Below are 20,484 nucleotides of genomic sequence, written 5' to 3' on the forward strand. Positions count from 1 at the left end.
TCAGCATTCGAGCTCCTCGCATCGTCGAAACGGAGAATGGGTCGTCTCCCGGAGGGGAGACGACCCATTCTCGTCACATACGCGGCCCGGTCGGGCCGAAACGTCAGGAGTAGATCGCCTCGATGGCGGTCCCGAACGACTCGTGGATGACGTTGCGCTTGAGCTTGAGCGTCGGGGTCAGTTCGCCGGTCTCGATCGTGAAGTCCACGTCGAGGATGCGGTACTTCTTGATCTGCTCCGGGTTGGAGACCTTCTTGTTGCCCTCCGCGACCGCGGCGTCGATCTCCGCGACCAGGTCGGCGTGCTTGACGATCTCGGTGATCGGCGTGCTCGCATCGATGTTGTTGCGCTCGAGCCAGCCGGGCAGCGCCTCCTGGTCGATCGTGATGAGGGCGCCGATGAAGGGCTTGGCGTCGCCGACCACCAGGCACTGGCTGATCAGCGGGTGCGCGCGCAGCGCGTCCTCGAGCACCGCCGGTGCGACGTTCTTGCCGCCGGCGGTGACGATGATCTCCTTCTTGCGGCCGGTGATCGAGACGAAGCCCTGCTCGTCGATCGATCCGAGGTCGCCGGTGTGGAACCAGCCGTCCTTGATCGAATCGGCGGTCGCGGCGTCGTTGTGCCAGTAGCCCCCGAACACGACCGGGCCCTTGACGAGGAGCTCGCCGTCGTCGGCGATCTTGGCGGCGTGCCCGTTGATGGGCTTGCCGACCGTGCCGACCTTCTGCTCCGCGGTGGTGTTCACCGTGATCGCGGCGCTGGTCTCGGTCAGGCCGTAGCCCTCGAAGACCGGAACGCCGATGCCGCGGAAGAAGTGGCCGAGACGGGCACCGAGGGCGGCGCCGCCGGACACCGCGCGGTCACACTCGCCGCCGAGTGCGGCACGCAGCTTGCTGTAGACCAACTTGTCGAAGACGAAGTGCTTGATCTTCAGGCCGAGACCCGGGCCACCCGTCTCGAGTGCCTGGCTGTACGCGATCGCGGTGTCGGTGGCCTTGGCGAAGATGCTGCCCTTGCCGCCATCCTCCGCCTTCTGCTTGGCAGAGTTGTAGACCTTCTCGAACACGCGCGGCACCGACAGGATGAAGTTCGGCTTGAACACGGCGAACTGGTCGACCAGCGTGGTCAGGTCGGCGGTGTGGCCGACGGTCACCTTGTTCTCGAACGCGCCGAACGAGATCGCGCGGGCGAACACGTGCGCCATCGGCAGGAACATCAGCGTCGCCTGGCCCTCGGCCATCGCGTCGTCGAGCGCCAGCTTCACGGCCTTCGCCTCGGCGCTGAAGTTGCCGTGGGTGAGCTGGACGCCCTTGGGGCGGCCGGTGGTACCGGACGTGTAGATGAGCGTCGCGGGCGAGGACGCGCTCACCTGTGCGCGACGCTCGTGCAGCGCCTCGTCGGTGATCGCCGAGCCGCGGGACACGAGCTCGTCGAGCGCGCCCGCCTCGATCTGCAGCATCTCGCGCAGCGACGGTGCCGCCTCGGCGACGTCCTTGACGGCTTCGGCGTGCTTCGCGGTCTCGACCACGAGCAGGGCCGTCGCGGAATCCTCGAGGATCCACTGGGCCTGGTCGGGGGAGGACGTCTCGTAGATCGCGACGGTGCACCCGCCCGCGGTCCAGATGGCGTAGTCGAGGACGACCCACTCGTAGCGGGTGGCGGACAGGATCGCGACCCGGTCGCCGAGCTCGATGCCGGAGGCCATCAGGCCCTTGGCCACGCCCGCGACCTCGCCGGCGAACTCGGCGGCGGTGACGTCCACCCACTTGCCGCCCACCAGCTTCCGGAAGGGGACGTGCTGCGGACATTCCTTCTCGTAGCGGAACACCGTGTCGGCCATCGAGATGTCGTCCGGAACGGAAAACGACTGCGGAACTTCGAACTCTCGCACTGAGGATCCCTCCAGGAACTACTGATCGGTACGGGTGTGCATTGGATCACATCGTAGGGGACCGTGCACAGTCTTCGTTGTCCGGATTGACCGGATGTAATCTGCGGGAAACGAGATAGCTGTTACCGAAAGTCTCGGGAACTGGCCCGTTTGCCCCCTGTGCAGCGACGACAGAGGCGTAGATCACAATCGCAGGGCAGTGCTCACCTCCGTGTCCGTGAGCTGGTGAAAATCTCGATACGCACCGCCGACCCCGCCGAGCCACCGCGGCACCAACGGGCACACCACCTCGTCTGCCTCGTCCGCGAGCCTGGTCATCGCCTCCTCCGACGACACCGGCATCGCGACCACCACGCGCCGGGCACCGCGAGCGCGCGCGACCCGGCACGCGACGGCCGCGGTCGCCCCGGTGGCCATGCCGTCGTCGACGATCACCACCAGCCGCCCGGTCGGCGGAACGCCGGGCCGGTCCCCGCGGAGCAGGCGGACCCGACGGTCGAGTTCCCGCCGCTCCGCTGCCTCGACCTTCGCGATCGCCGGCTCGCCGACCCGCGACTGTGCGATCACGTCCGCATTGAGCACCCGCACGCCGTCCTCGCCGATGGCACCCATCGCAAGTTCCGGCTGCCACGGCAACCCGAGTTTTCGGACCACGATCACGTCCAGGTCGCCGCCGATCGCGCGGGCCACCTCGGCGGCGACGGGCACACCACCACGCGGAAGTCCCAGCACCAGCGGTGCGGCGTCACGCAGGTGCGTCAGGGAGGCGGCCAGTTCGCGGCCAGCGTCGGCGCGGGTGGCGTAGTGCATCTCGACTTCGACGGTACGCCGCGGGCCGGTCGGGGCCTACCTCTCGACGACGCCGAACCTGCGCAGGGCCAGCGCCGGGTTCTTGGCTCTGGCCTCGGAAATCCGGGCGACGCTCAGCTCGGCGCGGGCGGTTCCGACCTGCTCCCCGAGGGACGCGAGCACCACGCCCATCGGGTCGACGATCATCGAGTTGCCGGACCCGCTGCGGCCGCACTGGTCGGAGGCCGCGACGTAGATCGTGTTCTCGATCGCCCGGGCCCGCACGAGCGTCGTCCAGTGGTCCTCCTTGAGGGGACCGGGAACCCACTGCGCGGGCAGCGCGAGGACGTCGGCGCCCGCGTCGACGATGCGCCGCGTCATCTCGGGGAAGCGCAGGTCGTAGCAGGTCTGCATGCCGAAGGTGAGGCCGTCGACGACGAACGTGGCCGGCGGCGTGACGTCCCCGGCCCGGATCACGTCGGACTCGCGGAAACCGAAGGCGTCGTAGAGGTGGATCTTGCGGTAGACGGCCGCGATCCCGCCGTCGGGCGCGACGGCGACGAGGGTGTTGGACACGTGGTCGTCCCCGGCGAGAGACTCGGTGACACCGGCGACCACGTGCACGTCGAACTCGGACGCGATCCCCTGCAGTCCGGCGAACCACGGACCGTCGAGGGGTTCCGCGGCGGCGGCGAGGCTCTCGTCGATCCGCCCGCCGGTGTACATCGCGTACTCGGGGGCGATGACGACCCGGGCGCCGCGGGCGGCGGCTTCGCCGACCAGGGCCCGCACCGCGGAGAGGTTCTCGTCCTTGTCGGTGCCCGAGGCGAACTGGGCCACTGCGATGTCGACCATGCGACCCATTGTGCCGGGCGACCGTTCCCGGTCGCCCGGCAGCGAGCTCACTCCGCCGTGGAGGCGAGGTTGCCTTCCAGGTACGAGTGGTACGCGGGCAGGTCGAGCATGCCGTGTCCGGACAGGCCGATGACGAGGACCTCGGGCTCGGTCAGGTTCTTCGCGTACTCGGCGCAGGCCGCGATGGCGTGCGAGGACTCGGGCGCGGGCACGATGCCCTCGGCGCGCGCGAACTGGACGCCTGCGGCGAACGAGTCCGTCTGGTCGACGGCCTGGCCGGTGACGTAGCCGAGTTCGACGGTGTGACTGAGCAGAGGCGCCATGCCGTGGTAGCGGAGCCCACCGGCGTGGATCGGGTCCGGGACGAAGTCCTGGCCGAGGGTGTGCATCTTCATCAGCGGCGTCAGGCCGGCGACGTCGCCGTGGTCGTAGCGGTACTCGCCCTTGGTGATCGACGGGCACGCAGCGGGTTCGACGGCCATGACGCGGGTCTTCGCCCGGCCGTGCAGGACCTCGCGGATGAACGGGAACGCGAGACCGGCGAGGTTGGAACCGCCTCCCGCGCAACCGAACACGACGTCCGCGTTCTCCTCGCCCGCGGCCCGGAGCTGCTCCACGGCTTCGAGTCCGATGACGGTCTGGTGCAGGACGACGTGATTGAGCACGCTGCCGAGGGCGTACCGGGTGGCCGGCTCGGACGCGGCGACCTCGACCGCCTCGGACACCGCGATGCCGAGGCTGCCCGGGGTGTCGGGGAACTCGTCGAGGATCTTGCGTCCGGACGCGGTGAGCGGGGACGGGCTCGGGTGCACGGTGCCGCCGTAGGTCTCCATCAGGAAGCGGCGGTACGGCTTGGAGTCGTAGGAGGCGCGTACCTGCCACACCTCGAGGTCGATGCCGAACTTCGCGCACGCGAACGACAGTGCCGAGCCCCACTGGCCGGCACCGGTCTCGGTGGTGATCTTGGTGACGCCGTCCTGGGCGTTGTAGTAGGCCTGTGCGACGGCGGTGTTGGTCTTGTGGCTGCCGACGGGGCTGACGCCCTCGTACTTGACGTAGATGCGGGCCGGGGTGCCGAGGGCCTTCTCGAACTCTCGGGCCCGGATCAGCGGCGCCGGACGCCAGGTCCGGTAGACCTCACGGATCGGTTCCGGGATGGCGATGTACGGCTCGGTGGCCGCCTCCTGCGCGATGAGTTCGGACGCGAACAGAGCGTCGAGGTCCGCGGGGGTGACGGGCTCGCCGGTCCCCGGGTGCAGGTGCGGCGGCGGCGGCACCGGAAGGTCGGCCGCGATGTTGTACCAGTGGGTGGGGATCGGCGTATCGGACACGAGCTCTCCTGCTGCTGGGTGGGCGACTTCTGACCCGCATTGTGCCGGTGAATGTGATCAGGGATACGGGGCGGGTGCCTTCGAGTCGGCCACCCGAAGGGCGATCGACTAAACTCCAGGTGAAATGAGTGACACCGAGCAGTACCCCGAGCCGGAAACCGACAGCACAACCTTTGCCGATCTCGGCATCGACGATCGGGTGCTTCGGGCACTGAACGACGTCGGGTACGAGTCGCCCTCCCCGATCCAGGCTGCCACGATTCCCCCGCTGATGGCGGGCAACGACGTCGTCGGCCTCGCGCAGACCGGCACCGGCAAGACCGCCGCGTTCGCCGTGCCGATCCTCTCCCGCATCGACACCGAGCAGAAGCGGCCACAGGCCCTCGTCCTGGCGCCCACCCGGGAGCTGGCACTGCAGGTCGCCGAGGCGTTCGGCAAGTACTCCGCGCACATCCCCGGCCTGCAGGTGCTGCCGATCTACGGTGGCCAGTCCTACGGCGTGCAGCTGTCCGGGCTGCGTCGCGGGGCCCAGGTCATCGTCGGTACGCCCGGCCGCGTGATCGACCACCTGGAGAAGGGCACCCTCGACCTCACGTCCCTCGACTACCTGGTGCTCGACGAGGCCGACGAGATGCTCAAGATGGGCTTCCAGGAGGACGTCGAGAAGATCCTCGCGGAGACCCCCGAGTACAAGCAGGTCGCGTTGTTCTCCGCGACCATGCCGCCCGCGATCCGCAAGATCTCCAAGCAGTACCTGCACGATCCGGTCGAGATCACCGTCAAGGGCAAGACCTCGACCGCCACGAACATCACCCAGCGGTGGGTGCAGGTCGCGCACCAGCGCAAGCTCGACGCGTTGACCCGGATCCTCGAGGTCGAGCAGTTCGAGGCGATGATCATCTTCGTCCGCACCAAGCAGGCCACCGAGGACCTCGCGGAACGTCTTCGCGCACGCGGATTCTCCGCCGCCGCGATCAACGGCGACATCGTGCAGGCGCAGCGTGAGCGGACCATCGGCCAGCTCAAGTCCGGTGCCCTCGACATCCTCGTCGCCACCGATGTCGCGGCCCGCGGCCTCGACGTCGACCGCATCTCGCATGTCGTGAACTACGACATCCCGCACGACACCGAGTCGTACGTGCACCGCATCGGCCGCACCGGCCGCGCCGGCCGCACCGGCGACGCCCTGCTGTTCGTGGCACCGCGGGAGCGGCACCTGCTCAAGGCGATCGAGCGGGCGACCCGGCAGCCGCTGACCGAGATGCAGCTGCCCACCGTCGAGGACGTCAACGCGCAGCGTGTCGCGAAGTTCGGGGACTCGATCACCGAGTCCCTGGGCTCCGAGAACCTGGCGCTGTTCCGCAAGCTGATCGAGGACTACGAGCGGGAGCACGACATCCCCCTCGCCGACATCGCGGCCGCGCTGGCCGTGCAGTCCCGCGACGGCGAGGCGTTCCTCATGGAACCGGAGCCGCCCGCCCCGCCGCGCAAGGAACGCGAGCCGCGCGAGCGTCCGCCGCGCCGGTTCGACGAAGGCCCGAAGGTCGGCCGGGACGGCCAGGAGCTGGCGACGTACCGGATCGCCGTCGGCAAGCGGCACCGGGTGGTGCCGGGTGCGATCGTCGGTGCCATCGCCAACGAGGGCGGCCTGCGCCGCAGCGACTTCGGGCACATCAGCATCCGCCCGGATCACAGCCTCGTCGAACTGCCCGCCGATCTCGCGGACGAAACCCTCGAGGCCCTCCGCAGCACCCGGATCTCCGGTGTCCTCATCCAGCTCACCCCCGACTCGGGGCCGCCCGGGCAGCGGCCGCAGCCCGGCAAGGGCAAGGGACGGTTCGACAAGGGCGGCAAGTTCGACCGCAAGCCCAAGCGCGACCGCTACTGATCCCTACCGGTGACGCCGACCCGCCCGGACGATCGGGCCGGGTTCGGCGCCACCAGAGCGGTCACCTCGTCTCGACCGAGCACTCCACCCCGTTCCCGGCCGTCCGCGAGTGCGGCCGGGGAGAGGGCGGCGCGGATCTCGCTGTCGTAGGCGGCGAGGTCGACGGGGTCCATCGAGGCGGGGCGATAACCGATCGCTGCGCCACGCCGGTCGACGACGCCGGTGAGCAGCGCCGCCTGGTCGAGGTCCCCGCGCCGCAGCGCGGCGCACGCCAGGGTTGCGACGGCCACCAACCAGGACGTGATGTCGTCGTTGTCGACGCAGACCTGGACCATCCGGGTCAGTTTCGCCTCCGCCGGTCCGCCGTGGCGGCCCTGGGCGAGGTCCACCTTCGCGCCGATCCACAGTGCCGACGCCTCGCACCAGCCGTAGCCGCAGCGAGCGGCGACGGCCGCCGATTCGGCGAGGTGTGTTGCGGCGGAATCGAAGTCGCCGGCTCGGAAGTCGGCGGTGCCGAGACACATGAGGGCTTCGGCGGCGGTGAACTCCCGACCGGTCCGTCGCCCGAAGTCCAGGGACGCCGCGGCGTGTGCGCGGGCCTGGTCGACCAGCCCCGACCCGGCCTCGAAGAACGCCAGCGTGGACTCGGCGTCGGCGCGGGCGGCGGGATCGGCGAGGTCGGCGGCGAGGTCGGTGAGCAGTCCGAACGCGGTGAACACACCGGGGAGGTCGCCCGCCAGGTAGTGGATGACGACGGCGCCGGCGACCGCGCGGGCGTGGACGGGCAACGCGGCCTGCTGGACGGTGCCGCCGCGCGGTGTCATCGCGGGGGAGAGCCATCGGATCGCCTCGGCGACGTGCCCGCCGCGGTACCAGTACCAGTACACGCCACCTGCGATGCGCAGGTAGGTGTCGATGTCGTCGTCGCAGGCCGTGAGCGCGGCACGGACGTTCGCGATCTCCAGTTCCATCCGGCGCATCCACCGGGAACTGTCCGGTCCGCGCAGGCCCGTGAACGCTGCGTCGGCGAGGTCGCAGACCCAGTCGGTGTGCGCCCGGCGCAGGGCGACGGTGAGGTCGGGTTCGCGGACGAGCGCCGCGTAGCCGCGCATCGTCTCCAGCATCCGATACCGGCGCGGATCGCCGCCGACGACCGACACGAGCGACTTGTCCACCAGGGACGTGAGGTTCGTCAGCAGGGCGGCGTCTCCGACGACGACGTCCGCCGAGTCGAGGTCGAATCCGCCCTCGAAGACGGCGAGCGACTGGAACAGGTGCTGTTCGGGTTCGGTGAGCGTCTGATACGACCATTCCACCGCCGCCAGCATGGTGGTGTGCCTCGCGTTCGTGCGCGGTCCGCCGCGGAGCAGCGCGAACCGATCGTCGACGAGTGCGCTCAGCTGCCGCACCGACAACGTGCGGCACTGGGCGGCAGCCAGTTCGATCGCCAGCGGCATGCCGTCCAGTTCGGTGCAGAGTTGGGTGAGCATGGCGAGTTCGTCGTCGTCGGGCTCGAACACGCCGAGCTGAGCCGCAGCGCGAGCGACGAAGAGTGCGACGTCGTCGCCATCGCCCAGCGGCGGTACCTCGTATGCGAATTCCCCTGCGGCGAAGAGTGCCTCGCGACTGGTCGCGAGGACTCGGATGTCCGGGCAGCGGGTCAGGATCGCGGTGACGACCTCGGCGACGGACGCCACGGCCTGTTCGCAGTTGTCGAGCACGAGAAGGGTGTCACGGCCACGCAGGACCTCGGTGATGCCGTCGACACCGCCGGGCACCGTCAGTCCGAGCGCGGTGGCGAGTGCGTCCGCGACCTGGTCGACCTCCCGGGCACCCGCGAGCTCGACCAGCCACGGACCGTCGACATCCGTTCGGGTTCTGGCTGATTCCAGTGCCAGCCTGGTCTTTCCCATTCCTCCGGGCCCGGTCAGGGTGACCAGCCGGTGGCGCTCCAGGAGCCTCGTCAGGTCCGCGAGTTGTGCGCGGCGCCCCACGAGCGGAGTCAGGGCGAGTGGGATGTTGTGCGCGAACGGGTCCGACGCCCGGGCAGGGGCAGGATCGGGCTCCGGCTCAGGCTCGGGCGCGATCGTTGCGGCGGCCGGCTCGGGCAGCAGGAGGTGATCGTCGTGGGCGAGGATCGCGGACTGCAGGGCGAGCAGGCTCGGCCTGGGGTCGGTGCCGAGTTCCTCGGCGAGGACCTCCCGGGCCCGGCGCAGCGCGTCGAGGGCGTCGCCGGGCCTGCCCGCGAGGTAGTGCGCACGCGCCAGCAGTTCCCATGCGCGTTCGCGGAGCGGGTGGATCCGGGTTAGCGCGTCGAGTTGTGCTGCAGCCCAGGCGTGCTCGCCGATCTCGAGCGCTGCCTCCAAACGGTCCTCGGTCGCGTCGGTCCGGAGTGCGTCGAGCCGGCGAGCCTCCACCGCGACGGTGCCGGATTCGGTGACGTCCGCGTAGGCGTCGCCGCGCCAGTGGTCGAGCGCCGTGTCCAGCGCCTCGGCGGCTGCCGTGAACTCGCCGCGAGTCAACCGGTCCCGGCCCAGCCCCGCGAGCGCGGTGAACTGCTGCCAGTCGGTGGCGTCCGGCTCCAGGGCGTAGCCGTTGCCGCGGCGTACGAGGACGCGGGACTGCGCGCCGGGCCGGTGCGGATCGAGCACCTTGCGGATCCGGGCCACGTAGCCCTGCAGGGTCTGCCGCGCACTCGGTGGCGGTTCGTCGCCCCACAGTTCGTCGATCAGGGCGTCGTCTGTGACCGCCTCGCCCGCCGCCACCGACAGCCGGGCGATCAGGGCGCGTGGGATCGGGCCTCCGACCGAGACGTCGGCATCGCCGACCAGCACGCGCACCGGACCGAGAACTTGCAGGTAGACCGACATCGGGGGCGGCGGTGCGGAACTCGATCCGGGCATGGGCACCAGCATAGGTTTCCGGCTGCCAGTGGACTGCAAGTGGATTGCAAGTCGGGTGAAGCGCACGCCCAGTCGATTCCAAGAGGTGCCGGGCATCGTCTGTCGTGTCGGAAACGCCGACACGTCCAACGAAGGAGACGAACATGCGCAACACCACCATCACCGAGATCCCCGCGGCCGGCGCCGAGCTGAACGAGGCGGAGCTCGCGTCCGTGGCAGGCGGCATGCGCGATCGCGGCCGCTCCAGCAAGGTCATCGACGTCGTCGACGGCTGGACCGGGACCGACCCCGACTTCTGATCGGGACGAACGGGGCCCCCGGGGTGCTGCCCACCAGGGCAGCACCCCCGGGTGCCGGCCCCGTCGACATTCCACCACCGCCACCCACAACGAGGAAGCTGCGATGTCCACCGAAATCCTCGTCCTGACCCAGCCCGGTGACACCCACGCCGACGCGGTGACGCGGCGGCTGGTGGCCTCCGGTGCCCGGGTCACGACGGTCGACCCCGCCGAGTTCCCCTCGGCGGCAACTCTGTCCCTGCGCCTGTCGTCGACGGGTGCGATCCGCCGGACCCTGCAACGCGGTGACGAGTGCGTCGACCTCGACCGGATCGACTCCGTGTGGTTCCGTCGTCCCCAGGACCCGCGCGCCCACGACGAGATCACCGATCCCGCGGTCCGCGAGTACGTCGAGCAGGAGTGCGAGGCCTTCGCCGGTGCGCTGTGGGACGACCTGGACGCGCTCGCCGTCCCCGGTACCCGCTCCGACATCCGGCTCGCCGGCCGCAAGCAGATCCAGCTGCGGCTCGCAGGGCGGCTCGGGTTCGAACTGCCACCCACTCTGATCACGACCGACCCCGACGCGTTCCTCGACTTCTGGGACGAGCACGAGGGCCGGGTCGTCACCAAGCCGCTGCAACGGTCCTGGCTGATCCGCGGCGACGAGAGTTTCGCCCGGATGGCCGAACCCGCGAGCACCGTCGACATCGCAGCGGCGGAGTCGATGCGGCTGTGCCCGCTGATCGTGCAGGCATACGTCCCCAAACGGGTCGAACTGCGGGTGACGGTCGTCGGCACCCGGGTGTTCGCCGCCGAGATCCACAGTCAGGACAGCAATCACACCCGACTCGACTGGCGGTGCTACGACCCGTCCACCACCCGGTACGGCGTGCACACCCTGCCCGACGACGTGGCCCGGCGGTGTGTCCTGCTCGTCGCCGAACTGGGTCTGCGCTACGGCGCGATCGACCTGATCCTCACGCCGGACGGGCGCTACGTGTACCTCGAGGTCAACCCCTCCGGGCAGTGGCTGTGGATCGAGGACGCCACCGGCCTGCCCGTCACCGCGGCGATCGCGGACCTCCTGCGGTCCGGCGCCGACCGACATCTGACCCAGCCCGCGATCGGAGCACTGTGATGGCCCACCCCACTGACACGGTCACGGCGGACGATTCCCCGACGACCCTGCTCGCCGATGCGCTGGGGCTGCTGCGCCGGCTCGACCCCCGCGAAGCGGGCGCCGAACGGGCACTCGAACCGCTGCGCGCCTGCCATCCGGGAAGCCGGATGCGCCTGCTGCGGCACCGCGAGGCCGTCGACGAGTCCGTGCACTTCGGACTACTCATCACCGAGCCGGGCGCGGGCACCACGACGCTGTCCTGGACGCCGGAGCACGCCGTGCCGTGGTCGTTGCGCGGCAGCCAGCGCACGGCCGAGTCGATGCTGTTGCGGGTCAACGGGGAACCGCTCGCGATCGAGGAGGCGATGGGGTACCTGGACGTGCTGTGGGAGGAAACGCAGCTGCTCGAACGCCTGGTCACCGTGTGCCTGGTGCGTCAGGAGCTCGCCGAACGTCCCGTCCGCCTCGACCCGGAGGCGCTGCAACACGCGATGGACGCGTTTCGCCGGGCCCGCGGGCTGCTCACCCCGGACGCGACCGGGGAGTGGATGCGTGAGCGCGGGCTCGGGATCGAGGCGCTCGAAGACCTGGTGGAACGGGAGGCTGCGATCGCGGAGCTCAAGGCGCGGATCCTCGCCGAACGACCCGTGGACCGCTCCGAACTCGATCGTGCGCGGATCGTGCGGGTCCGGTTCACCGAGCGTTCCCTCGCGGACGCGTTCGTCGCGATGGTCCGGGGACGGACCGGAGCGTGCGACGTCCGGGCGGTCGCATCGGCCGCCGCCGGGGCGTTCGCGGTCGCCTCCGCGGTCACCGGCACGGAGTTCCTGGAGGTGCCCGCGAACTCCGTCGGCAGGTCCGCCGCGGGCACGGTCCTCGGACCGCACGCGGACGGGGACGGGGACGGCTGGACGGTGACGCAGGTGGTCGCGGTGTTCCCGGCGACCCCGGGGCCACGCACGGACCGGCAGGTTGCCGACCTGGCATTCGAACGCTGGGTCGCGGATCGCCGTCGGGACGCCAGGATCGAGTGGTTCTGGGGCCCTGCCGCGAAGACGCCCACCGGGGCGGTGACGTCGACGTGAGCGTGCCGGTCGTCGTCCAGGAAGGTCTGAGCGACTGCGGCGCCGCATGCCTGGCGATGATCCTCGGGCACCACGGCCGCCGCACGACCGCAGCCGAGATCGCCGACGAGATGGGCGCCGGACGTGACGGGCTGACCGCCCTGGCTCTCGTCCAGTCCGCGCGCAGGCACGGACTGGAGGCCCGCGGCGTCGGGGTGGCCGCGGACCGTGTTGCAGACGGCGGCGCGACGCTTCCCGCGATCGCGCACTGGTCGGACAATCACTTCGTCGTCGTCGAGGCCGTGACGCGGACGTCGGTCCGAATCGTCGACCCGGCGCGGGGCCGCCGCCGCCTGACCCACGAGGAGTTCGACGAGCGGTACTCGGGTGTGTTGCTCGAATTCGGTCGAGGCACGGTGGAACCGCGGCGCCGGGCGCCGCGCGGGCCGTGGCGGCGCCAGGCCGTCGAGACGGCGCGACGTAGCCGGGGCCTGCTGGTCCGGATCGTGATCGCCTCGGTGGTGTTGCAGTCCCTGGCCATGGCTCTGCCGCTGACCGCGGGGGTGCTCGTCGACCGGGTGATACCGGATGCGGACCTGACGCTGTGGTGGGTGGTGGCCGGGGTCGTCGCCGTCGCCGTGTCCGCGCATCTGGTAACCGGGCTGGTGCGCAGTGCCCTGCTGGTCCGGCTGCGGACCCGCATAGACCGCGATCTCACCTCCGCGGTCGTCGACCGCCTGATGCGGTTGCCGCTCGGATGGTTCACGCGACGTGGGACCGCCGACGTCACAGCTCGGATCGCGTCGGCCGGCGCACTGCGCGAACTCGTGACCGGACCGGTGCTCGCCGCCGTCCTCGACGGCCCGATCGCCGTCGGCTACATCGTCGTCCTACTGTGGCTGTCCCCGCCACTGGGAATCGGGGTGTGCGTGTTCGCGCTCGTGCAGGCCGCTCTGCTGCTGACGACGGCCGGTCGCGTCGTGGAGGCGGGCCACCGCGAGCTCGCGTCCGCCGCCGCTGCCGAGGGGGCACTGATCGATGCCGTCGGCGGCATCGAGACGATGAAGGCGTCGGGCGCGGAGGACGCAGTCGCGGCCCGATGGGCGTCGCGGTTCGAGGTCGCGATCCGCGACGCGGCGACCGGCGCGAGGCTGCAGGGCCGGCTCGACGCCGTCCTGCAGGCGCTGCGGGTCGCCGCGCCCGCAGTCCTCGTCTCGGTCGGCGCGCTCCAGGTCGTCGCCGGGACCCGGTCGCTCGGAGACTTGATCGCGCTGAACGGAATCGCCCTCGCCGCTCTCGCACCCGTCGGGTCGCTCGCCGGAACGCTGCAGCGACTCCAGACCGCGGGTGCACACCTGCGACGACTCGGCGACATCCTGGTCACACCGCCGGAACAGGACGGCGTGGACACGCGTCCGGCGCCGGTGCTTCGCGGTGGGATCTCGGTGCACGGGCTCGGATTTCGCTACGATCCGCGGGCACCCTGGGTGCTTCGCGAGCTCGACCTCGACATCCCCGCAGGTGCGACGGTGGCACTCGTCGGCCGTTCCGGTTCCGGCAAGAGCACCCTGGCGCGACTCCTGCTCGGGCTCGTGCCGCCGTCGGAGGGGTGTATCGCCTACGACGGTGTGGATGCGGCGAACCTCGAGGTGCGCTCCCTGCGAGCGCAATTCGGGGTGGTCACCCAGGAGTGCGCCCTGCTCGGCGGCACCATCGCCGACAACATCGCACTGTGTCGTCCGGCCGCGACGCGCGCGCAGGTCGCCGCCGCCGCCCGGATCGCGTGCCTGGACGGCGAGATCGACGCCATGCCGATGCGCTACGACACCGTGCTCCGGGACGGCGGCGGGCTCTCCGGTGGTCAGCGGCAGCGCCTCGCCATTGCGCGCGCCGTCCTGTCCGACCCCCGGATCGTGCTGCTCGACGAGGCGACGAGTGCGCTGGACTCGGTGACGGAGGCGGCGGTGACGGCGAACCTCGACGAGTTGGACCAGACGCGCATCGTCATCGCGCACCGGCTCAGCACGATCCGTGACGCGGACCTGATCGTCGTCCTCGACGGCGGCCGGATCGTCGAGCAGGGCACCCACGACGCCCTGCTCGACGCGGACGGCGCCTACGCCGATCTGGTGGCGGCGGCTGTTCACCAATGACGGACGTGTGGGGCCGCTTGTGGGCTGGATCGGACCTCGAGATGGGTCAGACGAATAGCATGCCGCCGTCGATGAGTGGCGACTGACCCGTCATGTAGTCCGAGTCGGGGCCGGCGAGGTAGGCGACGAACCCGGCGACATCCTCGGCTGTCTCCGGCCGTCCGAGGGTGATCTGTGCGGCTTGTTTGGCGAAGGATTCTCCGAGTGGAACGCCGTCGCGTTCGGAGAGGATGCGGTCGATCTCCTCCCACATGCCGGTGTCCACCGTTCCGGGGGAGTAGCCGTTCACGGTGATTCCGTATCGGGCGAGTTCCTGTGCAGCCGACTGGGTGAGACCACGAACAGCGAACTTGGTCGCGGAGTACACGCCGAAGATCGGTTGGCCGGAGTGGGCTGCGATCGACGCGGCATTGATGATCTTGCCTCGGACGCCACGCCGGATGAAGCTCTCGGCGGACGCCTGGATTCCCCACAGCACGCCACCGATGTTGATGGCGGTCAGGCGATTCAGATCTGCCGGGGTGACGTCGGACAGCGGCAGAACCTGAGCGACGCCCGCGTTGTTGATCATGATGTCCAGTCCGCCGAGGGAGTCCTCGCACTCCCGTACCGCAAGGTGGACGGATTCCTGTTCGCTGACATCGCATTTCAGTGCGACCGCGCGTCGGCCTGTCTCGGTGAGTTCGTCCACGACGCGTTGTGCGCCCGCCATGTCGATGTCGGCAACGGCGATGTGTGCCCCGTCGGCGGCCAGTCGCTTCGCGATGGCGCGTCCGATTCCCTGTGCCGCGCCGGTGATCAGTGCGATCTTGTTCTCGAGTGGTCCGGTCATGATGTTGTTCCTTGTTCGTCGGTGATCTATTGGGCGGTGTATCCGCCGTCGATGACCAGTTCGGTACCGGTGACAAACTTGGCCTCGTCCGAGGCGAGGTAGAGAACTCCGTATGCGATGTCTTCGGGGTCCCCGATGACTCCGAGTGGGTGCTTCGCGCGCATGGCGTCCAGATAGCCGGGATCCTCCTCGCCCTTCGCGAGATTGAGTGGCGTGAGGATCGAACCGGGGCACACCGCGTTGACGCGAATTCCCTCCGGTGCGTACACTATTGCGTCGGTCTTCGCCATCATCCGAACCGCGCCCTTGGCGGCGTGATAGCTGGGGGAGTCGGCGTTGCCCACCAGCCCGTAGATCGAGGAGATGTCGACGATGCTCTTGCCGCCCTCGCTCCGGCGCATCAGCGGGATCGCGTGCTTGGTGCACAGGAACGGCCCGGCGACGTTGACGGCAATCATGCGTTGCCACTGCGCGTAGTCGACCTGGTCGGGCGGTTCGCCGGGGCCCGAGATGCCCGCGTTGTTGACCAGGATGTGCAGGGCACCGAATCGTTCTTCGACCTCGGTGAACGCGAATCGGATCGATTCCTCGTCCGTCACGTCGACCTGGTGGTAGCTGGCTCGCACACCGTCGGCGTCGAGTTCGTTCACCAGGGTCGTGCCGGCGGACTCGTCGACGTCAAACACGGCAACGGAGGCTCCCTGGCGGGCAAGGAGTTCGACGATGCTGCGGCCGATCCCGGCCGCGCCCCCGGTGACCACTGCGGCCTTTCCGAGGACGCGGCCGCGGTCGTGACGAGTCATCCGTCGATCCGCATCTCGACGTGGAGCAACTCCACTGTCTCACTGGTGCATTCGATGTCGATGCGGCCGTGTGCCGGAAGCGCAAGCGCAGAATTCTTCTGGAGCGCAAACTTGGTGCCGTCGGAGTTGGTGACGGTCGCGGTGCCGGAGAGGAAGAACAGCGAGTGCTCGAGTTCGTCCGACTCGAGGGTGAGCGTCTGGCCCTCGTGCAGGGTGTCGATCCGGATGTCGTTCCACGGTCCGGCCATCACCTCGCGAATGTTGCTCGGCTCCTGGTAAAGGTTGGCGAACTTGTTGCTCATGTCAGGTGTCCTTTCGGGTCAGGCTTGGACTTCGCTGGGCCGGTAAGCCGGCAGCAGTTCGACGATCGACGGGGGCAGGGCTTCCACCACGATGAACTCGAGGTCCACATCGCCGATGTTCTCGATGGAGTGGCGGCCGTTGAGCGGCGTCATGGCGAGGTCGCCGGGACCGACGTCGCGGGTTTCGCCGTTGAGCGTCATGCGGCCGTGTCCTGCAACGATGTAGTAGATCTCTTCGGTTCGAGTGTGGATGTGCTCGCCGACGGCGGCGCCGGGGGCAAGCCGGTTGTGCTCGTACGAGTCCCAGTGCGCGTAGAGCATCAGGCCGGTGACGAAGCGCTTCCAGCGGTTGACTCCGCGGCCGCCGTGCAGTCCGTGAATCTCGCTGGGGCAGCCGGTGTCGGCCACGATGAGGGGGTGAGCCATGATTCCTCTTTCTCTGTGTGGTGGTGGGATGTTCGTGGGGTGGCCTGCCGCCGGTCAGACGGCGCGTCGGTGCTCGCGGGCGCCGGTGAAGTGGTTGAAGATCAGTGCCACGAGGATGATCACGCCGTAGGTCGCCTGCACCCAGTAGCTCGGCACCCGGGACAGGGTCAGGATGTTCTCGATGATTCCGAGAAGGACGACGCCGAGGAACGCACCGATCATCGATCCCTTGCCGCCGTTGAGGCTGATGCCGCCGATGACCGCGGCGGCGAACACGGTGAAGATGAGCCCGTCGCCCTGGCTCGAGGTTGCGGCGGCGATGCGAGCGGTCATCATGAAGCCGGCGAAGGCGGCGATCAACGCACCGACGAGGAACACGGTCATCGTCAGGCGGAGGGTGTTGATTCCGGATGCCTCCGCTGCGGCGGGGTTGCCGCCCATCGCGTAGAGCTTCCGCCCGGTGGGGTGGTTCCGCATGAACAACCACGCGACAGCGAAGATCAGAACGAACAGCCAGACCTGAATCGAGATGCCGAAGATCTTGGTGCTGCCGAGGAACAGCATCGGCTCAGGAAGTCCGCTGAGGGTTTGTCCGCCGGAAACCCCCATCGTGATGCCGCGGAGCAGGATCAGCATCGCGAGGGTGACGATGAAGGCATTGAGCCGCAGCTTGGCGACCAGGAAGCCGTTGATCAATCCGACGATCGCGGCCAGCGCGAATCCCACTCCCATCGCGAGATAGGCATTGAGTTCGATTCCGATCCCGCCGGCGATCTCGGGCGCGATGAGCCACGCGGCGATCATCGGTGCGACGCCGACAATCGACTCCAGTGACAGATCGAAGTACCCGGAGATCAGGATGATGCTTTCCGCGACCACCACGACACCGAGGACAGCCGAGGTGACCAGGACGTTGTTGATGAGGTTGTTCGGCGACAGGAACCGCGGAGACAGGATCGCGCCGAGCACCATGACGGCGATGATCACTGGTACAAGGGCAAATTCGCGTAGCGCGGGTGAGGTGCGCAGTCGTTGGCTCCATGTGGGACCGGTGTGCGTGTGTGTGGTGGCCGGGTTGGTCAATTGCGCAGTCATGATCGTTCTTTCGGGGAGGCTGTCGGGTGGAGACCGGGGACTAGGCGGTTGCGCCCTGGATGCTGCGGACGAGTTCGTCCTCGGCGTAGCCCTGGTCCAGCTCGGCGGCAATCGAGCCGCGGTACATGACCAGGACCCGGTCGCACGCTGCGAGATCGGCGTCGTCGGACGAGACGACGAGGACCGAGCGACCCTCACGGGTGAGGCTCCGCAGGGACTCGTAGATCGATTCCTTCGCTGTCACGTCGACACCTGCTGTCGGGTTGATTACCACGACGGTGTCCGGATCGGAGGCCAATGCCCGAGCCAGCACGACCTTTTGCTGGTTTCCGCCGGACAGTTCCTCCACCGATTGAGTCGGGCCGCTGCATGCAATCGACCAGGATGTGGAGAGCTCGTTGAATCGGGAGCGTCGGACGCGCCCATCGACCAGTCCGACCTTGTTCCGGATGCGATGCAGGATGGTGAGGGTGGCGTTCTCCTCGATCGACATCTGGGGCACGTAGCCGTTGTGATGACGATCCTCGGGGACGAATCCGATTCCTGCCTTGATGGCCGCCAGTGGCTTACCGATCGGGAGAGCTGCACCGTTGTGGCGGAGCTTGCCCGACCCGGGAACCACATGACCGGCGACCACCTGTCCGAGCTGGACATGACCGGCTCCGTCGAGACCGGTGATTCCCACACACTCGCCGACCTTGACGTCGAACGAGACGTCACTGACTCGCGACTCGACGGTGATTCCGCTGACTTCGAGGCGGGGCGGCAGGTCCGCCCGAATCGAGCTCGACGTGTTAAGTGCGCGCTCACCGGTGGTTGTGCCACCACTGCCGGTCATCGCTGCCACCAGGCTGTGCATGGTCAGTTCGGACGTGGCCTTGTCCAGCACGTCACGCCCGTCGCGCAGCACCGTGACGCGGTCGCAGATCTCGAAGATCTCTTCCAGATGGTGTGAGACGTAGATGACGGTGACACCGGCTCGTTTGAGCGATTCGACTTGGCGGAACAGCTTTTCCACGCCCCCGCTGTCGAGGCCGGCCGTCGGCTCGTCGAGGAGGAGAATCCGCGGTCCACGCGACAGCGCCCGGCAGATCTCGACGATCTTCTTCTCGATGGGTTCGAGGGTTGCGACGAGTCGCCCCGCCAACTCCCGGTGTCCCCACTCGTCGAGAAGGCGCTCCGCGGTCGCGTTGATGGACTTCCAGTCGACGGAGCCGAATCGTGTTTCCGGATAGGCTCCCAGGGCGATGTTCTCGGCAACCGACAGCTCCTCGACCAGGGTGCTCTTCTGGTAGACGCAGGCGATGGCGGCTTGACGTTGCTCGGCCTCGTCGGAGCTCTCACCGAGCACCGAGATGATGCCGCTGTCCGCGTGGACGAGGCCGGTGAGAATCGCAATCAGGGTCGACTTCCCGGCGCCGTTACGTCCGAGGAGCGCGTGGCATTCCCCCTGCAAGACTGTCAGATTCACGTCACGCAGAGCTCGGGTGGGGCCGAAGGACTTGACCAGGTCCCGGATCTCTATCGCGCGTGTTGTCACGTTGACGGAGTCGGTGGTCATGGCTACGCGTTACCCCACAGGCTCTGGTCGTCGACGTTTGCCGTCGTCACGACAGGTGCGGGAAGCATGTCGGCGAGTGTTCCCTTGTAGTCGACGATCTCGCTGCCGTGCTCGGTCGGACCGACCTGGTAGGTCTTGCCCGCGAGCGCGTCCTGCAGGTACTGGACCGCGTACTCGCCGTACAGATCCACAGGCTGCGACACGACGGCATCGACGTAGCCGTCGCGGATTCCCTGGAGCGCGCCGGCGGTTCCGTCGATGGTGACGAGCGGAACGTGGTTCGCCTCTCCTGCGGGATGCAGCTTGCCCTGGTCCTTCATCACGTTCTGAACCCCGTTGAGGAAGACAGAGTCGCTGGCGAGGAAGATACCGGCGTAATCTCCTGTGCTCAAGACGGTTTGGGCGACGTCGACCGCCTGGTCGGTCTTCCACTTCGCGTCACGCGAGACGACTTCGATGCCGGGGAACTGCGTGCGCATGCAGTCGTTGAATCCGTTGTTGCGATCGAATCCCGAGGTGGTTCCGAGATCTCCGTGGATCTCGAGCACGCGACCCTGTCCGTTCGCCCGGCGCCCGAGCTCCTCGCAGGCACTGCGTCCCATGGCCACGTTGTCGGCCCGGATCTGCATGTAGACGTCGCCGCCGTTGGCGGCCACGTCCACGGTGACCACCGGGACGTTCTGCGCGTTCGCGGCCTCGATCGCGGGAACGATCGCGGAGCTGTCGGTGGGGAACATCACCAGTCCGCGGACTCCCAGCGACAGCAGGGTGTTGACGTCGGTGATCTGCTTCGCCGGGTCGCTGTTGGCATCGGTGGCAGGAAGCATGTCGAGGCCGGATGCGTTGGCCTTGTCGACAACGGCGTTGACCAGGCCGGAGTTGAACGGGCTGTCGAGGAAGCCGGCCGAGAAGCCGACGGTCTCGCCGTCACCGCCGGTGGAACCACATGCGGAAATCGACAGCACTGCGGCGAGTGATGCAGCGGTGATGGCGGGACCGCGCATTGATGTGAACATGGCTGTTGTTCCTTCTGGGAGTGGGAAACGGGACTGATCGGATCGGGAGTCGTCGGCCGGATCACTCGGTGTGACGAGGACTCTTGGTGGAAACATGCTTCGTCGCGGTGATCCGCACGCGCTGTCGAGGGGAGACGGGCCGCATTGGGCGGCGGGATCGTCGACGCGGGAGGCGGT

17 protein-coding genes are annotated in these 20,484 nt (G+C 68.7%); 5 read left to right on the forward strand and 12 right to left on the reverse strand.

Annotation, left to right across the window (positions count from 1 at the left end; genetic code table 11):
* Positions 1-103 precede the first annotated feature (103 nt).
* From ACFSJG_RS05350 to ACFSJG_RS05365, 4 genes are all read right to left on the reverse strand, one after another.
* Positions 104-1,891 carry an AMP-dependent synthetase/ligase gene (locus ACFSJG_RS05350; RefSeq protein ID WP_378484162.1) on the reverse strand — a complete coding sequence of 596 codons (1,788 nt, stop codon included), beginning with the start codon at positions 1,889-1,891 and terminating at the stop codon, positions 104-106.
* Between the two features lie 183 nt (positions 1,892-2,074).
* Positions 2,075-2,701, reverse strand: coding sequence for a phosphoribosyltransferase (locus ACFSJG_RS05355; protein WP_378484163.1), 627 nt, complete (start codon positions 2,699-2,701; stop codon positions 2,075-2,077).
* A 36-nt stretch (positions 2,702-2,737) separates the two neighbouring features.
* A complete protein-coding gene (locus ACFSJG_RS05360) occupies positions 2,738-3,535 on the reverse strand; it encodes a carbon-nitrogen hydrolase family protein (protein ID WP_378484164.1) in 798 nt (265 codons plus the stop codon).
* Positions 3,536-3,582: 47 nt separating this feature from the next.
* A complete protein-coding gene (locus tag ACFSJG_RS05365) occupies positions 3,583-4,866 on the reverse strand; it encodes a TrpB-like pyridoxal phosphate-dependent enzyme (RefSeq protein ID WP_378484165.1) in 1,284 nt (427 codons plus the stop codon).
* 124 nt (positions 4,867-4,990) lie between these two features.
* Between ACFSJG_RS05365 and ACFSJG_RS05370 the strand changes: the two genes are divergently transcribed.
* On the forward strand, positions 4,991-6,754 hold the full coding sequence (locus ACFSJG_RS05370; RefSeq protein ID WP_378484166.1) for a DEAD/DEAH box helicase: 1,764 nt from the start codon (positions 4,991-4,993) through the stop codon (positions 6,752-6,754).
* Here the strand turns inward: ACFSJG_RS05370 and ACFSJG_RS05375 are convergent.
* Positions 6,748-9,657 (reverse strand): AfsR/SARP family transcriptional regulator, encoded by a 2,910-nt coding sequence (locus ACFSJG_RS05375; protein ID WP_378484167.1) that lies wholly within the window; start codon positions 9,655-9,657, stop codon positions 6,748-6,750. The two genes, ACFSJG_RS05370 and ACFSJG_RS05375, sit on opposite strands and share 7 nt — an antisense overlap.
* Positions 9,658-9,800: 143 nt before the next feature.
* Between ACFSJG_RS05375 and ACFSJG_RS05380 the strand changes: the two genes are divergently transcribed.
* The 4 genes from ACFSJG_RS05380 (at position 9,801) to ACFSJG_RS05395 (ending at position 14,272) form a co-directional block, all read left to right on the forward strand.
* On the forward strand, positions 9,801-9,956 hold the full coding sequence (locus ACFSJG_RS05380) for a putative ATP-grasp target RiPP (protein WP_378484168.1): 156 nt from the start codon (positions 9,801-9,803) through the stop codon (positions 9,954-9,956).
* 103 nt (positions 9,957-10,059) lie between these two features.
* The gene (locus ACFSJG_RS05385) at positions 10,060-11,073 is read left to right on the forward strand and encodes an MvdC/MvdD family ATP grasp protein (protein ID WP_378484169.1); all 1,014 of its coding nucleotides are present in this window, start codon (positions 10,060-10,062) and stop codon (positions 11,071-11,073) included.
* Positions 11,073-12,140 (forward strand): TIGR04500 family putative peptide maturation system protein, encoded by a 1,068-nt coding sequence (locus tag ACFSJG_RS05390; protein ID WP_378484170.1) that lies wholly within the window; start codon positions 11,073-11,075, stop codon positions 12,138-12,140. The genes ACFSJG_RS05385 and ACFSJG_RS05390 overlap by 1 nt, the downstream gene beginning before the upstream one ends.
* Positions 12,137-14,272, forward strand: a complete 2,136-nt coding sequence (locus tag ACFSJG_RS05395) for a peptidase domain-containing ABC transporter (RefSeq protein ID WP_378484171.1) — start codon at positions 12,137-12,139, stop codon at positions 14,270-14,272. The genes ACFSJG_RS05390 and ACFSJG_RS05395 overlap by 4 nt, the downstream gene beginning before the upstream one ends.
* 46 nt (positions 14,273-14,318) lie before the next feature.
* On the opposite strand, the gene ACFSJG_RS05400 is transcribed toward ACFSJG_RS05395, so the two are convergent.
* The 7 genes from ACFSJG_RS05400 to ACFSJG_RS05430 all read right to left on the reverse strand — a co-directional run bounded on the left by ACFSJG_RS05400 (position 14,319) and on the right by ACFSJG_RS05430 (position 20,307).
* Complete coding sequence (locus ACFSJG_RS05400; protein WP_378484172.1) at positions 14,319-15,104, reverse strand: acetoin reductase; 786 nt, start codon at positions 15,102-15,104, stop codon at positions 14,319-14,321.
* Positions 15,105-15,130: 26 nt separating this feature from the next.
* Positions 15,131-15,907: an SDR family NAD(P)-dependent oxidoreductase gene (locus tag ACFSJG_RS05405; RefSeq protein ID WP_378484173.1), complete on the reverse strand. Its 777-nt coding sequence runs from the start codon at positions 15,905-15,907 to the stop codon at positions 15,131-15,133.
* Positions 15,904-16,209, reverse strand: coding sequence for a hypothetical protein (locus tag ACFSJG_RS05410; protein WP_378484174.1), 306 nt, complete (start codon positions 16,207-16,209; stop codon positions 15,904-15,906). Before ACFSJG_RS05410 ends, ACFSJG_RS05405 begins: the two co-directional genes overlap by 4 nt.
* Positions 16,210-16,227: 18 nt before the next feature.
* Positions 16,228-16,617, reverse strand: coding sequence for a cupin domain-containing protein (locus ACFSJG_RS05415; RefSeq protein WP_378484175.1), 390 nt, complete (start codon positions 16,615-16,617; stop codon positions 16,228-16,230).
* 72 nt (positions 16,618-16,689) lie between these two features.
* Entirely contained in the window at positions 16,690-17,622 is a 933-nt protein-coding gene (locus ACFSJG_RS05420) for an ABC transporter permease (protein WP_378484176.1), read from the reverse strand.
* A gap of 148 nt (positions 17,623-17,770) precedes the next feature.
* Positions 17,771-19,291, reverse strand: coding sequence for a sugar ABC transporter ATP-binding protein (locus tag ACFSJG_RS05425; RefSeq protein WP_378484177.1), 1,521 nt, complete (start codon positions 19,289-19,291; stop codon positions 17,771-17,773).
* A 2-nt stretch (positions 19,292-19,293) separates the two neighbouring features.
* Positions 19,294-20,307 (reverse strand): sugar ABC transporter substrate-binding protein, encoded by a 1,014-nt coding sequence (locus ACFSJG_RS05430; RefSeq protein WP_378484178.1) that lies wholly within the window; start codon positions 20,305-20,307, stop codon positions 19,294-19,296.
* Between the last annotated feature and the right edge of the window lie 177 nt (positions 20,308-20,484).

Source organism: Rhodococcus gannanensis, assembly GCF_042681175.1.
Lineage (GTDB): Bacteria > Actinomycetota > Actinomycetes > Mycobacteriales > Mycobacteriaceae > Rhodococcus_G > Rhodococcus_G gannanensis.

Excerpts from the sequence above, each read along its gene's own strand:
- ACFSJG_RS05430 (WP_378484178.1), bottom strand. The coding sequence starts at position 20,307 with ATGTTCACATCAATGCGCGGTCCCGCCATCACCGCTGCATCACTCGCC.
- ACFSJG_RS05405 (WP_378484173.1), bottom strand. The coding sequence starts at position 15,907 with ATGACTCGTCACGACCGCGGCCGCGTCCTCGGAAAGGCCGCAGTGGTC.
- ACFSJG_RS05375 (WP_378484167.1), bottom strand. The coding sequence starts at position 9,657 with ATGCCCGGATCGAGTTCCGCACCGCCGCCCCCGATGTCGGTCTACCTG.
- ACFSJG_RS05355 (WP_378484163.1), bottom strand. The coding sequence starts at position 2,701 with ATGCACTACGCCACCCGCGCCGACGCTGGCCGCGAACTGGCCGCCTCC.
- ACFSJG_RS05380 (WP_378484168.1), top strand. The coding sequence starts at position 9,801 with ATGCGCAACACCACCATCACCGAGATCCCCGCGGCCGGCGCCGAGCTG.
- ACFSJG_RS05410 (WP_378484174.1), bottom strand. The coding sequence starts at position 16,209 with ATGAGCAACAAGTTCGCCAACCTTTACCAGGAGCCGAGCAACATTCGC.
- ACFSJG_RS05425 (WP_378484177.1), bottom strand. The coding sequence starts at position 19,291 with ATGACCACCGACTCCGTCAACGTGACAACACGCGCGATAGAGATCCGG.
- ACFSJG_RS05400 (WP_378484172.1), bottom strand. The coding sequence starts at position 15,104 with ATGACCGGACCACTCGAGAACAAGATCGCACTGATCACCGGCGCGGCA.
- ACFSJG_RS05390 (WP_378484170.1), top strand. The coding sequence starts at position 11,073 with ATGGCCCACCCCACTGACACGGTCACGGCGGACGATTCCCCGACGACC.
- ACFSJG_RS05360 (WP_378484164.1), bottom strand. The coding sequence starts at position 3,535 with ATGGTCGACATCGCAGTGGCCCAGTTCGCCTCGGGCACCGACAAGGAC.
- ACFSJG_RS05385 (WP_378484169.1), top strand. The coding sequence starts at position 10,060 with ATGTCCACCGAAATCCTCGTCCTGACCCAGCCCGGTGACACCCACGCC.
- ACFSJG_RS05370 (WP_378484166.1), top strand. The coding sequence starts at position 4,991 with ATGAGTGACACCGAGCAGTACCCCGAGCCGGAAACCGACAGCACAACC.